Origin of the sequence: Mycolicibacterium vinylchloridicum (assembly GCF_013404075.1) — a bacterium.
GTDB lineage: Bacteria > Actinomycetota > Actinomycetes > Mycobacteriales > Mycobacteriaceae > Mycobacterium > Mycobacterium vinylchloridicum.
In genome coordinates this window covers 57,021-70,600 of record NZ_JACBJQ010000008.1, presented here as the reverse complement: position 1 = coordinate 70,600, position 13,580 = coordinate 57,021, and the positions used below count along the sequence as shown (strand labels likewise).

Genomic DNA, 13,580 nt, shown 5'->3' with positions numbered 1-13,580 from the left:
AGGCTACCGGTGAGAACATTCATCGTCTCCCGACTGGCGGCCATGGTGGCGATCCTGGTCGCGCTGACCGCGGTCATGTTTGTCCTGCAACATATTTCGCCGCTGGACCCGGTCAAGGCCCAGATGGGGGCGCAAGCGTCTGCCTCTGCTGTCGCCGCACGCAGGGAAGCGCTCGGACTCAACGACCCGCTGATCAACCAGTTCTGGAACTACCTCACCGCCGCGGTGCACGGCGACCTGGGCCAGTCCTACCGCACGCGCCACCCCGTGGCGTCCGATCTCGGCAGCTTCTTTCCGGCCACCCTGGAACTGGCGCTCTACGGCATCGGGATCGCACTGGTGCTCGCGGTGCTATTGGCCTTCAGCACCACGCTGAAGTGGCGGGGATCGGCTGCGCTGCGGGCGGTCCTGTTCACCGGAGCGTCGGCGCCGATGTTCCTGCTCGGCATCCTCGGACTGATCGTGTTCTACCAGAAGCTGGGCTGGGTACCGGCCAACGGCCGCACCGGAATCAGCAACCCGCCGACCGGGCCCACCGGGTTGCTGACCGTCGACGGTCTGCTGGCCGGGCGTCTCGACGTCGTCACCGACGCGCTGCACCACCTGATCCTGCCGGCCTTGGTGATCGCGCTGGGCCCGGCGGTGGCCATCGGACGGGTGCTGCGTTCGAGCCTGCTGGCCGACATGGACAGCGACTACGCGCGCACCGCACGCGCAAAAGGCTTGTCGGAGAGCCGGATCGTCGGTGCACACGTGCTGCGCAACTGCGTCGGATCGGCATTGTCGATGACCGGCCTGCAGGTCGGGCTGATGTTCTCCGGGGTGTTGGTGGTCGAGCAGGTCTTCGGCTGGCCGGGCATCGGTCAGTACATCGCGCAGAGCATCCCGGTCGCCGACTTCCCGGCGATCGCCGGAGTGACGCTGATGCTCGGCGCGCTCTACGTCTTCATCAATACGGCCGTGGATCTTCTGCAGGCCGCCGCAGACCCCCGCATCGCAGTAACAGGAGGATGAGTAGGTGCCGAAACAGCCACTGATCGTGGGTAATCCCGTTCTGGTCGTCGTGGACATGCAGGAGGCCGGCGACATGCCGGTCGAAGAGGTGGGCATCCCGCACATGGCCGGATATGCCGACCGGATCGACCGGGCGCGGCAATTGATCGCCGCCGCGCGCGCCGCGACCATCCCGATCGTGTTCTTCCAGGAAGTGCACCGCGCCAGCGGCATTGACTTCGGTCGTGAACTCGACGGCGTCGAAGGACCACACTGCATCGATGGGCGGCCCGGCACCCCGCTGCATCCGGAGTTGTTGCCGGACTTCGATGGCCCCAACCACGAGTTCCATATCGTCAAGCGGCGCTACTCCGGTTTCATCGGGACCGAATTCGAAATCGTGTTGTCCGGGTTGAAGGCCGACACGCTGATCCTGATCGGCGGCCTGACCGACGTGTGTGTGCACTACACCTTCGCCGATGCCCACCAGCGGGACTTCTACGTGCGGGTGGCGACCGATTGCGTCGGTGGTTCCTCTGTGTATCGCCATGACGCCGCGCTTGATGCGATGGAGTACCTGCAGACCGGTGCGATGCGTACCACCGAAGAGATCCTCGACGCCTTTGCCGAATGTCCCCGCCGGAGCGGCTCCGAAGCCTCTCTGACCACCCCGGTACTCGAAGGAGCCACCCGATGAAGAAACTCACCATGCTCCTCGCGATCGGTGCGACGGCAGCGCTGACCCTGACGGCCTGTGGCGGTTCGAATTCGGGTGGCGGCAGTACACCCAACGCCGCCCCGACCGACAAGGTGCTGAAGCTGTCGTTCCTGCAGGATCCCGGTCAGCCGCCGGACCCCGATATCTACTACGCCGGCCAGGGCCTGCTGCTGACCACCAACACCTACGAGGGTCTGCTGCAATACAAGAGCGGCACCGACAAGCCCGAGTTGGAGCCGCTTCTGGCCACCGAGTGGACGGCCTCGCCGGACAACAAGGTCTTCAATTTCAAACTGCGCCAAGGGGTGAAGTTCCACGACGGCACCCCCTTCACCTCCGCGGCTGTGAAGGCCTCCTTCGACCGGCGGGCGGCGGTGAACCAGGGACCCGCATACATGGTCTCCGACGTCGAATCCGTCACCACCCAAGGTGATTACGATGTCACCGTCACGTTGAAGGCACCGAACTCGGCGTTCCTGGACTACCTGGCGTGCCCGTACGGGCCGCGCATGATGAGTCCCGAAGGTCTGCAGAAGAACGCGGGCAGCGACCACGCGCAGGCCTATCTCACCAGTCACGACCTGGGCACCGGCCCCTACACGCTGACGGCCGCCGAGGTCGGCTCGAAGTACCAGCTGACCGCCTTCGGGGACTACTGGGGCGCCAAGCCCTACTTCGAGAAGGTGGAGTTGCCGGTGATCACCGACGTCTCGGCGCAGCAGTTGCAGTTCAACAACGGACAACTCGCGGCGATACTGCATGACCTGCCGTCATCGGCGGTTCAGTCCTACCTGGACAACAAGTCGTTCGCGAACTATTCGCTGCCGACCATGATGTCGAACTTCGTCTACATCAACCCGAAGAAGGGCATGATGACCGACGTCAAGAACCGTAATGCCGTGATGCAGGCCATCAATGTCGACGAACTGGTCAAGCAGACGTACTTCGGCCGCGGCCAGAAAGCTGAGCAGATCTACCCGCCGAACATGATGGCGGCCGAGTTCGGCAAGCAGTCGGTGACACATGATCCGTCGGTGCTCACCGGACTCGCGGCAAGCCTGCCTGCCGACCAGAAGGCCGTCACCATCGGCTACGACTCGTCCAACCCCGACAATCAGTTGATCAGCAACCTGATTCAGACGCAGCTGGCCGCGGCCGGCCTGAATGCCAAAGTGCAGGCCTATCCCACGTCGGAGATCTACGGCTGGGTCGGCGGTGACGGGCAGGCCGCGCCGGAGATCATGACCTACCTCGGGTGGCCGGACGCGCCCTCGCCCTACACCTGGGGGCATATCTCCTGGGACGCCGACGGTGGCCTGAACTTCTTCGGGTGCTCGGCACCGCCGATCACCGATGCCCTGGCCAAGGGTCTGCCGACCGGCTCGGACGCCGACTTCGGCACGGCCGGGGAGGAAGCGGTGAAGACCGGTTGCTGGCTGAATGTCGCCGATGTCAACGACTTCATGGTGACGCAGCCGTGGCTCAAGGGCGTGGAGCAGGCGCACGTGGTGACCGACCCGAACTCGCTGCGGCTGGCCGCCCTGTCGGCGGGCTGACGCCAGTGGCTCTGGGAGTCGGGAAGGTTCGGCGGATCGTCCTGCTCACGCTCGGTTGGGAGGAGTTGCCCAAGTCGGTGTCGGTGTACGGCTCGCCACCGGAGCTGCGGATGCGCGAACCGGTACCGGGCGTGCTGCTGCAGACCGACGGCGGCTGGGTGCTGCTCGACACCGGGTTCAACACGGCGCTGATCCGTGATCCGGCGCTGTACCGGCGGTTCTTCCCGACCGTCGAGTACATCCCGGTGCTCCCGGGACCGGGTGAGCCGATCGAGGAGTCGTTGCACGACATCGGTATCGACGTCGACGACATCCATCTCGTGGCGCTGTCGCACCTCCACCACGACCATGCCGGCGGCGTCAAGCTGTTCGCCGGCAAGGTTCCGGTGCATGCGCAGCGCCGCGAGCTGGAGTACGGTCTGTCGAATCACCCTGAGCCAGAACGGAATGCGATCGTCCGGGTGGACTTCGACGATCCGCGGATCGACTGGGTCCTGGCCGACGGTGAAGCCGAGATCGCACCGGGAATCACCGCGATACCCACGTATGGGCACACGCCGGGCCACCAGAGCTTCGTCGTCGAGCTGGACCAGACGGTCGGCGGCGGAGGTTTCGTGTTCGCCTTCGACGCCGCCGATCTGACCGAGAACATCGAGCACGAGCTGCCGATCGGCGGCTTCATCGGTGTCGACCCGGCCGATACCGTGGAGCCGATCCGGCGGCTCAAGAGGCTCGCCGCCGAGTCGGGGTACGAGTTGGTTCCCGGCCACGACCCCCACGTCTGGCCGGAACTGACCCACCGGCTCGAGGAGCGGTTCGGTCCGGTGCGGCCGCGGTGAGCGGCCCGGTCGTCGAGCACGTCCTGCGCGCCCGGCGCGCAGTTCTCGACGGCGTCGTCCGACCGGCCGCAATCGGGTTGGCGGACGGCATGATCCAGGTCGTCGACGATTTCGGCGCCGAGCTGGCCGGCGCCGCACACACGGTGCTGGGAGCCGATGTCGTGCTGATGCCCGGCCTGGTGGACACCCACGTGCACGTCAACGATCCGGGCACCGATTGGGAGGGCTTCGCCACCGCCACAGCGGCGGCGCTGACCGGTGGTATCACCACCATCGTCGATATGCCTCTGGACAGTGACCCGGTGACGACGACGGTGGCCGCGCTCGACCTCAAGCGGGCCGCGGCCGCCGGGGTGTGTCGCGTCGACACCGGATTCTGGGGCGGGATCGTGCCCGACAATCTCGACACGTTCGGTGAACTGGCGGCCGCGGGTGTGCTCGGGTTCAAGTGCTTCCTGTCCGAGTCGGGCAACCCGAACTTCCCGCCGCTCGACATCGCCGAATTCCGGACCGCGATGGCCGTTGTGGCCGAGCTGGATTCGGTCCTGCTGGTGCATGCGGAGAGTGCGCGCGTGCTGGCTGACTGCCCGCCACCGGTGGGCCGCGACTACGCCGGCTTCCTGCGGTCTCGTCCCGACAACGCCGAACTGGACGCGGTGCGGATCGTGCTCGACGCCGTCGCCGATACCGGCGCCCGAGCCCACATCGTGCACGTCTCCAGCGCCGCGGTGCTGCCGCTCATCGCCGAGGCCAAACAGGCCGGGTTGCCGGTGACCGCCGAAACGTGCCCGCACTACCTGACTTTCGCCGCCGAGGACATCCCGGACGGCGGTACGGTGTTCGCTGCCTGCCCGCCCATCCGCGGCGAGGACAACCGCAAGTCGCTGTGGGCGGCCTTGGCGGACGGCACCCTGGACATGGTGGTCTCTGACCACTCACCGTGCGCGCGTGAGCACAAAGACCTCGACGGCGGTGACTTCGGCCGCGCGTTCGGCGGGGTCAGCTCCCTGCAGATCGCGCTTCCCGCCTTGTGGACCCAGGCTGCCCGGGCGGGATTCGATCTGCCCGACGTGTGCCGGTGGATGGCGCAAGCGCCGGCCGTGCTGGCCGGATTGACCGACCGCGGGGTGATCGCGCCCGGCAAGCGCGCCGACTTCTGCGTCTTCGACCCCGAAGCATCGTGGGTGGTGCGCGGTGCTCAACTGCGGCACCGCCATCCGATCACGCCGTACGAAGGCGCCGAACTGACCGGCACGGTGCGGCAGACGTGGGTCGGCGGCATACCGGAGGCAGCGTGAAAATCCTGGTGCTCAACCCGAACACCTCGGTGACGATGAGCGCCGAGATCGACGCCGCGGCCCGCGCCGCCGCCGCGCCGGGAACCGAAATAGTCACCACTGAGCCCAGTTTCGGGGCGGCTGCGATCGACTCGGCGGCAGAGAGCTATCTATCCGCCGTCGGAGTGATGGACGCCGTGGCGAGCCTGCAGGCAACCGGGACCTTCGACTTCAACGCGGTGGTGCTGGCCGGCTTCGGCGAACACGGCAAGGATGCGCTACAGGAGATGCTCGAGATTCCCGTGCTCGACATTGCCGAATCCGCCGCCCACGTCGCGCATCTGATCGGCAGGCGGTTCTCGGTGGTGACCACGCTGGCCCGCTCGATCGCGCCGATCGAGGACCGGTTGCTGCTGGCCGGTCTGGCCGCCCATTGCGCATCGGTTCGCGCCTGCGGGTTGGGAACGGCCGAAGTCGACGCGGATCCGGCGGGTGCAATCACGGCGATCGTCGCCGAAGCCGAGCTTGCGGTGACCGAGGACGGCGCCGATGTCATCTGCCTGGGCTGTGCGGGCATGGCCGGGGTGACCGGCGCGATCACCGACGCGCTCGGTGTGCCCGCGGTCGACGGGGTGGCCGCGGCGGTGGGCCTGGCGCAGATGCTGGTCGGGCTTGGCGTGTCCACGAGTAAGGCCGGGGCATATGCGCCGGGTCCGGACAACCCGCGGTCGCATTGGCCGCTGTCGAAGGCACTGGGACTATGACCGAAGAACTGGACCTCGCCAGCCGCGCCGTCGGCGGCAGCGTCGTCGCGGCGAGCGACGAGTCGTTCGGCGTCAAGGAGCGGCTCATCGAGCCGGCCGAACCGAATTTCGTACCCGGCACGTTCGACCTGCGGGGTGAGGTGGTCGACGGCTGGGAGACACGCCGCCACGCGCCGCAGGGGGATTGGGCCATCATCCGGCTCGGCGTGCCCGGCCGGCTGCGCACCGTCGACGTGGACACCCGCTTCTTCACCGGCAACCATCCCACCGGCGCAACGGTGTACGGCGCCACGCTGACATCCGCTGACAACCCGTGTGATGCGTCGGTGGATTGGCGGCTGGTGGCGGCGCCGACGCCGTTGAAAGCCGATGCGCACAACCCGATCGCCGTCACCGACGCGCGCCGCTACACGCACCTGAAACTGGTGATCGCCTCCGACGGCGGAGTGGCCAGGCTGCGGGCGTACGGCGAGCCGGTGCCCGACCCGGCACTGTGGTCCGGGGTGACCGTCGAGGTGTCGGGAGCCGAGCAGGGCGGGCGCATCGAGCATTGCAGCGACACCTTCTATTCCGATGCCCGCGCCATCCTCTCGGCCGACCGGCCACACAACATGGGGTCGGGCTGGGAGGCCCGGCGCCGCCGCGACATCGGGCCCGACACCCATGACGCGGTGACGATCTCGTTCCTCACACCGACCGATCTGGATCGCATCGAGATCGACACGTCGTACTTCGTGTTCAACGCCTCGCGCGAAGTCTGCGTGTACGGGACCCGCGACCGGCCGAGCGCCCAGCGACCCTGGTGGGCTTTGTCGTTCGACGAGATCGTGGTGCCCCGAACCCAGCTGCTCGCCGATGCTCGGCAGCTCTTCGTGGTGGACGCGGCCGCGATCACGGCGATCCGGGTGCAGGCCTATCCCGACGGCGGCATCGCCCGGGTTCGCGCATTGGGCCGGCCCACCGAGGCGGGCCTGGCACTGCTTCGGCAGCGGTGGGAGGCCGCACTGTGACACCGTCGATCGCCGAGTGCAGCGGATTGTGGCGGCGCACCCTGCTGATCGAGGCCGACGGAACCCGTGATATCGGGACGAATGTTGTCTGGTTACAAGGCCTTTCGCTGTTCGTCGACGTGCGCGGCCCGGGCGAGGGATTCGCGGGCCGGCTCGATCAACGCCTCGACGTCTTCGAGTGGAACCGGATGGTGGACCTGCAACCACCCGGTCTTCCAGACGCCGGGCAGATGAGCTGGGACGGCGACACGCTCGTCGAGGTCGGGGTGCATGCCGATTACACCGAGCATTGGAAGCGTGAGCCGGGCACCGCCGAACCCTGCTGGGGTCTGTTGCTGGCGTCGGCGGTGCTCGTGCGGGTGGGGAACCGGTTCGGCTGGGCCTGGCGCAGCGGCGACACGGCCGACGTGTCGATCGGCGAGATCGATGGGACAGGCTGGCGGATAACCACTTCCGCCGATGCGACCCGAGTGGGCGCGGTACTACAGCCCGAATTGGCAGCAGGACGGCTACGTGTCGACGATGACATCGCCTGGGAGATCAAGGAAAGCGAAGGAAGCGTGACATTGTGAGCGGAGCATTCCAGTCGGTGCCGGTCATCGATATCAGTGGACTGCGGTCGGCCGACATCGCCGAGCGGGAGCGGGTGGCAGCCGAACTCGGTGCAGCAGCGCGTGAGGTGGGGTTCTTCTACATCTCCGGTACCGCGGTCAGCGACGAGCTGTTCGAGAAGCTGCTGGCGGCGACCAAGGAGTTCTTCGCGCTGCCGATGGATCAGAAGATGGCCTCCTACATCGGGCTGTCCAGTTGCCACCGCGGCTATGTGCCGGTCGGCGAGGAGGGCTTCTACGGCGACAAGCCCGATTTCAAAGAGGCGTTCGACACGGCACTGGATCTGCCCGTCGACGACCCCGACCACCTCGCCGGCAACCCGATGCTCGGGCCCAATGTGTGGCCCGACATCCCCGGTTTCGCCGAGACCGTCACCGCGTACTACCAGGCGGCACTCAGCGTCGGGCGGGATCTGTTGTGGGCCTTCGCTGTTGCGCTGCAGGAGGATCCCGACACGTTCACCAGGCATGCCACCAAGACGCCGAGCCAGCTGCGGCTGATCTACTACCCGTACAACCCGGATGCCGAAGACGCCCAGGGTATCGGGGCGCATACCGACTACGAGTGCTTCACCCTGCTCAAGCCGACCGCACCGGGGCTCGAAGTCCTCAACGGTGCCGGCGAGTGGATCGATGTGCCGCCGATCCCGGGCACCTTCGTCGTCAACGTCGGCGACCTGCTCGAGTTGTGGACCAATGGCGAATACGTCGCCACCTCGCACCGGGTGCGCAAGGTGAAAGAGGAGCGCTATTCGTTCCCGTTGTTCTTCAACGTCGATTACCACACGGTGGTGCAACCGCTGCCGCAGTTCGCCGCCGCCGGCGGTCCGTCGCGGCCGGCGTTGGTGGCGGGTGAGCATCTGTTCGCACAGACCGCGCAGACGTTCGCCTATCTGAGGTCCCGGCTGGAAAGCGGGGATCTGGTGCTGCCGGAAGGATCGCTGGCGACGGGCACATTCGGCCAGGAGGCACTCCAGTCGAAGTAACTGACATCCCCGACCCCGACTGATGGGTTAGCATCCGCTCGATCAGCGGCGATGCCGCAACACGAGGGGGGTCATACGTGGTCCGACTATCGGGTGCGCTGTCGCGGGGTTCTCGACGGCGATCGCTGGGGTTTCAGTCGAAGTTGTTGATCATGTTGTTGGCCGTCAGCATCGTCTCGGTCGTGATCGCGGGTGCCATCGGATACGTCTCCGGCACCACATCGCTGCGTAATGCCGAGTTTCAACGGCTGACCCAACTGCGCGAGTCGCGGGCACGCGAGATCACCGAGTTCTACGCCGACATCAGCGACGCGGCCTCGATCGTCACGCATGGGACACAATCGATCGCCGCGGTCAACGAATTCAGTAAGGCCTTCAATGAACTTCAGACGACGCCGTTGCCGCCCGGCGCCGAACAGGCGGTGGCCAAGTACTACGCGACCGAGTTCGGGCCCGCGCTGGCGCAGAGCACCGGGCAACCCGTGGACGCCTCGTTGTTCCAACCGACCACCAATGCGGCAATGTATCTGCAGGACCTCTATACCGTTCCGGCGCAAGGGGATTCCGACGCGGCGATCAAGGTCAATTCGGCCGGTGATCCCAGTGCCTGGTCGGCGGTGAATGCCCGCTATCAGCCGTTCTTCGCCGACTTGACACAGCGCTTCAACTTCGAGGACGCGTTGATCCTCGATACCCAGGGCAATGTCGTCTATTCGGCGTACAAGGGCGTCGATCTCGGGACCAACGTGAACAGCGGCCCATACAGCACCACCGTCCTGGCGACCACCTACCGCAAGGCGTTGCAGGCGACGTCGGTGGATCAGACGTTCATCAGTGACTTCGAGCGGTACGCGCCGTCGTTCGGGCGTCCGACGCAGTGGGTGCTGTCGCCGATCGGCCGGGACGGATCCATCGGCGGGATGCTCGCCCTGCAGTTGTCACTCGACTCGATCAACGACGTGATGACCGGGCAAGGCGGCTGGGTGGACGACGGTCTCGGGCAGTCCGGTGAGACCTACCTCGCCGGGCCGGACAAGCTGATGAGATCGGTGTCGCGGGAACTGCTCACCGACCCCAAGCACTACGTCGAAGAAGTGGTCGCCGACGGGACCCCGGAGGACATCGCCCAACGTCAGGTCGACGTCAAGGACAGTGTGCTGCTGCAGCCGGTCGACAAGCTGGCGGTCAACCGGGCACTCACCGGTGAGACAGGTGTGACGACCGCGCGGGACTACATCGGCCCGGAGGCGCTGGTCGCCTACGCACCCTTGCAGATACCGGGCCTGGACTGGGTCATAGTCGCCAAGATCGATCGGTCCGAGGCGCTGGCCCCGGTGACCACGTTCGCCCGCAACATCGCCTTGTCGACGGCGGCGATCGTGGTGGTGGTCTCGCTGCTGGCGTTGCTGTTCAGCAGGATTCTGACCCGACCGATCAAGAATCTGGCCGCTGCGGTGCGCCGAGTCGCCGGCGGTGAGCTCGGGGTGAGCGTCCCGGTCTCGGCGCAAGACGAAATCGGGGAACTGGCTTCGGCTTTCAACGATATGAGCGCGAGCCTGCAGACCAAACAGCGACTCATCGACGAGCAGCGGCGCGAGAACGACGATCTGCTGGCCAGCTTGATGCCCGAGCCCGTCGCGCGGCGCTACCGCGAGGGTGAGGAGAACATCAGCACGCACTACCGCGATGTGTCGGTCATCTACGCGCAGTTGCTCGGGTTCGACGAGTTCTCCCGCTCGATGCCGACCGGCGAGTCGGTCGCAATGCTCAACTCGCTGGCCGAATCCTTCGACGACGCCGCCGAGCGACATGGCGTCGAACAGGTGCGCAGCATGCAGGACAACGGGCTGCTGGCGACCTGCGGTCTGGTGGTGCCCCGGGTCGACCATGCCAGTCGGACGATTGCGTTCGCCAACGAGCTGACCGATATCGTGCATCGCTTCAACGATCAGCATGACGCGCGGCTGGCGATCCGTGCCGGCATCGACAGTGGACCGGTGACGAGCGGTCTGGTGGGGCAGCGCTCGAAGATCTACGCGCTGTGGGGCGAGGCCGTGGATCTGGCCAACCGGGTGCACGCGGCAACCAAGACGCCAGGGGTGTTCGTCAGCGATCGGGTGCACGAGGCTGTCGTGGGCATCTATACGTTCTCCGACGCGGGCACCCTCAGTGGCGCAGACGGTAACGAGCCGGTGTGGCGGCTGGATGTCGGAACGCGGCAGTCGGCATGAGCGGGCTGACCTCACAACCCTGGTTCTGGCCGGCACTCGGCGTCATCATCGGCTTGCCGCTGGCGCTGTTGGTGCTCAGCGAGCTGCACGGGGTGTTGGCTCGTCGGGGCAGTTCCTATGCCAAACCGGTTGCCCTGCTGAGAAATTGGGTGCTTCCGGCGTGCGCGGTGTACCTGCTGATCGCGCAGCTGGAACAGGCTGACATCGACGCGACCTGGTCGAAGATCGCCGCGACGGTCTTCGGGTTCTTGATCATGCTGCTGCTGTTGTCGGGGGCCAACGCGGCGTTGTTCGGCGCAGCGCGGTCGGGGAGCTGGCGCGAACGCCTACCGGGCATCTTCATCGATCTGGGTCGGCTGGTGCTGATCATTCTCGGTGTCGGCCTGCTGCTGTCCTGGGTGTGGGGTGCCAATATCGGCGGGCTGGTCGCGGCGGTCGGGGTGACGTCGATCGTGATCGGTCTTGCGGTACAGACCGCCGTCGGCCCCGTCATCGCGGGGCTGCTGCTGTTGTTCGAGCAGCCGTTCCGGATCGGCGACTGGCTGGACACCGCGCCCGCCAAAGGCCGCGTGGTCGAAGTGAACTGGCGTGCGGCGCACATCGACACCGGCAACGGGATCCAGATCGTGCCGAACGCGATGCTGGCGACCGGATCGTTCACCAACCTGAGCCGGGTTCAGGGTGCGGCCTATCTGGCGGCAGCCACGTTGACGTTCGGACCGGACGATCCACCGGGCGCGGTGGCGGCGGCGCTGATGGCGGTGGCCACCGGCCTGCCGACCCGGCTGGCCAATACCCCGGCCAAGGTGGTGGCGCTGGGGGAGGCCAAGTACAAGGTGTCGGTACCGATCGCCTCACCCGCCGATGAGGGGCGGACCAAATCGCTGCTGCTGCACCGCGCGTGGTACGCCGCACAGCGGGCCGGGCTGCACCTCGACGAAGCCAACCCCGATCCCGACGCCGCCGCGGCTTATGTGGACGCCGCGGTGCAGCGGGTCGCCGCGGCACTGGGGCTGGGATCCGAAGCGGTCGCCACGATGTCCGCGGCGAGCCGTCAGCTGCTCTATGCCGAAGGCGAGATCATCCAGCCGGTCAACTCCGTTCCGGACTCGGTGTGCTTCATCACCGCGGGATCAGTGGAGATGGTCGTCTATGCCGAGGACGGCCGGGAGTTGTCGCTGGGCCAGTTGGGCGTGGGGGACTACATCGGCGGGACGTCGTTGACCCGCCAGCGGATGATCACCGGGGTGGTCGCGCTCACCGACACCACGCTCGTGTCGGTCCCGCGCGACGCCATGAATTCGGTGGTGCAGCACAATGCCCGGCTGGCGCGTCAGATCGGGGACGTCATCGAGATGCGCCGCAAGGCGGCGACGGACGCGCTTGCCGAGGCAGCTGCCGGCGTGCGCTAGACACCGGGCTCACCGCGACCTCGGCGTCGCCCGACGTCCACTCTTCGCACCGTGTGTGGTCGCAGGTTTGCCCGTAGCGGGCGTGCGACGCTCCCGCGCGCCGGTCTTTGTGGTCGCCGCCGGCGAGGTGGTCCCGCTCTGTTGGACTGGCGGGCGGCCGAGGAGGTTGACGCCGTTGATCGTGAGGCCCGGACCCTGTCTGATGGTGGTCGCGGCGTGCTCGAGCACCGATACCAGGATGGTCCCGGGTCCCTGGGCAGCGATGTCGTTACCCTGGCCGAAAATGCTGAACGCCGCGTTACGGGTGCCGGCCAGAACTTTGGCGCCGTAGCCGGCGAAGACCTGGCTGTCGCGAGACAACAAGCTGGCAGCAACGTTGAACGTGCCGGAAGCAACCACATTGCTGCCGAAGTCCTTAGCAGATGACGGACTGAAGATGCTGACGGCGACATTGCCGCTGCCATCCGCAGTCGCCTGGGCCAGATGTCGGCTGTTGCCGATCACCACGGCGAGATTGCCGCCGACCAGTCCCCCTGAGCCCGAGGTGTTCACGTACCCGAGGGTGTTATCGCCCAGCGCCACAGCCTGATTCAGGAGACCTCCATTGATTACCGCCGCCGCGTGGGTGCCGACGGCGAAAGCCGAGGTCATGCGGGCGCCGTTGGCGACGTACGCACCGGCTCCGTTTCCGAGTGCGGACGCGGTTCCCAACACGGTGTTGGCGTCGGTGGACGCGTAGGACAGCGCTCCGACCGCCACCGCGCTTCCTAGGCTGCCCAAGGCGTAGGCCCGCGCTCCGGGACCCAGTGCGATCGCGATGCTGGTAGCGGTACTCACGCAGTCCGAGCTGTTGCCGACGCCGAAAAAGGATGCGCAGCTGGCGCTCGCCTGGGGGGCTGTGCCCAGGGCCGCCGCGAGCGCACTCGCGCTCAACCCGGCGAGTACCAAGCCGCCGGCGATCTGGTTGCTCAGCCGTGCCGGCTTGGTCCGGGCACAGGCGGATGATTCGGTGCACTCGATCGCTGTCATGCCGCAAACCTACGAATGGCGGCACCTGGGGTGCATCACCCAACGCGGCCATCTTTGACTGATGGCCGGATCAGGCCATTAAGACCGCGAGCAGACGCGAAACCCCCCAAATTGGCACAAAAAAGGGGGTTTTCGCGTCTGCTCGCGGTGGGAA

12 protein-coding genes are annotated in these 13,580 nt (G+C 66.7%); 11 read left to right on the top strand and 1 reads right to left on the bottom strand.

The features are described 5' to 3' along the window. Window positions 1-9 precede the first annotated feature (9 nt). From HPC46_RS09305 to HPC46_RS09255, 11 genes are all read left to right on the top strand, one after another. Window positions 10-1,014 (top strand): ABC transporter permease, encoded by a 1,005-nt coding sequence (locus tag HPC46_RS09305; RefSeq protein ID WP_179469036.1) that lies wholly within the window; start codon window positions 10-12, stop codon window positions 1,012-1,014. A gap of 4 nt (window positions 1,015-1,018) precedes the next feature. Next, the gene (locus HPC46_RS09300) at window positions 1,019-1,690 is read left to right on the top strand and encodes a cysteine hydrolase family protein (RefSeq protein WP_179469034.1); all 672 of its coding nucleotides are present in this window, start codon (window positions 1,019-1,021) and stop codon (window positions 1,688-1,690) included. Further along, window positions 1,687-3,267: an ABC transporter substrate-binding protein gene (locus HPC46_RS09295; protein ID WP_179469032.1), complete on the top strand. Its 1,581-nt coding sequence runs from the start codon at window positions 1,687-1,689 to the stop codon at window positions 3,265-3,267. Before HPC46_RS09300 ends, HPC46_RS09295 begins: the two co-directional genes overlap by 4 nt. A 5-nt stretch (window positions 3,268-3,272) precedes the next feature. Then, the gene (locus HPC46_RS09290; RefSeq protein ID WP_179469030.1) at window positions 3,273-4,106 is read left to right on the top strand and encodes an N-acyl homoserine lactonase family protein; all 834 of its coding nucleotides are present in this window, start codon (window positions 3,273-3,275) and stop codon (window positions 4,104-4,106) included. Beyond that, window positions 4,103-5,404: an allantoinase AllB gene (gene allB, locus HPC46_RS09285; RefSeq protein WP_179469028.1), complete on the top strand. Its 1,302-nt coding sequence runs from the start codon at window positions 4,103-4,105 to the stop codon at window positions 5,402-5,404. Before HPC46_RS09290 ends, allB begins: the two co-directional genes overlap by 4 nt. Continuing rightward, window positions 5,401-6,147 carry an aspartate/glutamate racemase family protein gene (locus tag HPC46_RS09280; RefSeq protein WP_179469026.1) on the top strand — a complete coding sequence of 249 codons (747 nt, stop codon included), beginning with the start codon at window positions 5,401-5,403 and terminating at the stop codon, window positions 6,145-6,147. Before allB ends, HPC46_RS09280 begins: the two co-directional genes overlap by 4 nt. Beyond that, window positions 6,144-7,157 (top strand): allantoicase, encoded by a 1,014-nt coding sequence (locus HPC46_RS09275; RefSeq protein WP_179469024.1) that lies wholly within the window; start codon window positions 6,144-6,146, stop codon window positions 7,155-7,157. Before HPC46_RS09280 ends, HPC46_RS09275 begins: the two co-directional genes overlap by 4 nt. Further along, window positions 7,154-7,729 (top strand): hypothetical protein, encoded by a 576-nt coding sequence (locus HPC46_RS09270; protein ID WP_179469022.1) that lies wholly within the window; start codon window positions 7,154-7,156, stop codon window positions 7,727-7,729. The genes HPC46_RS09275 and HPC46_RS09270 overlap by 4 nt, the downstream gene beginning before the upstream one ends. Continuing rightward, the gene (locus HPC46_RS09265) at window positions 7,726-8,754 is read left to right on the top strand and encodes an isopenicillin N synthase family dioxygenase (protein ID WP_179469020.1); all 1,029 of its coding nucleotides are present in this window, start codon (window positions 7,726-7,728) and stop codon (window positions 8,752-8,754) included. Before HPC46_RS09270 ends, HPC46_RS09265 begins: the two co-directional genes overlap by 4 nt. 152 nt (window positions 8,755-8,906) lie before the next feature. Continuing rightward, a complete protein-coding gene (locus HPC46_RS09260) occupies window positions 8,907-10,985 on the top strand; it encodes an adenylate/guanylate cyclase domain-containing protein (protein WP_179469018.1) in 2,079 nt (692 codons plus the stop codon). Continuing rightward, window positions 10,982-12,397, top strand: a complete 1,416-nt coding sequence (locus tag HPC46_RS09255; protein ID WP_179469016.1) for a mechanosensitive ion channel family protein — start codon at window positions 10,982-10,984, stop codon at window positions 12,395-12,397. Before HPC46_RS09260 ends, HPC46_RS09255 begins: the two co-directional genes overlap by 4 nt. 9 nt (window positions 12,398-12,406) lie before the next feature. Here HPC46_RS09255 and HPC46_RS09250 read toward each other — a convergent pair whose 3' ends face one another. Continuing rightward, the gene (locus HPC46_RS09250) at window positions 12,407-13,426 is read right to left on the bottom strand and encodes a hypothetical protein (RefSeq protein WP_179469014.1); all 1,020 of its coding nucleotides are present in this window, start codon (window positions 13,424-13,426) and stop codon (window positions 12,407-12,409) included. Between the last annotated feature and the right edge of the window lie 154 nt (window positions 13,427-13,580).

Coding starts and splice junctions, on each gene's coding strand:
- HPC46_RS09295 (WP_179469032.1), top strand. CDS start 1,687: ATGAAGAAACTCACCATGCTCCTCGCGATCGGTGCGACGGCAGCGCTG.
- HPC46_RS09275 (WP_179469024.1), top strand. CDS start 6,144: ATGACCGAAGAACTGGACCTCGCCAGCCGCGCCGTCGGCGGCAGCGTC.
- HPC46_RS09260 (WP_179469018.1), top strand. CDS start 8,907: ATGTTGTTGGCCGTCAGCATCGTCTCGGTCGTGATCGCGGGTGCCATC.
- HPC46_RS09255 (WP_179469016.1), top strand. CDS start 10,982: ATGAGCGGGCTGACCTCACAACCCTGGTTCTGGCCGGCACTCGGCGTC.
- HPC46_RS09250 (WP_179469014.1), bottom strand. CDS start 13,426: ATGACAGCGATCGAGTGCACCGAATCATCCGCCTGTGCCCGGACCAAG.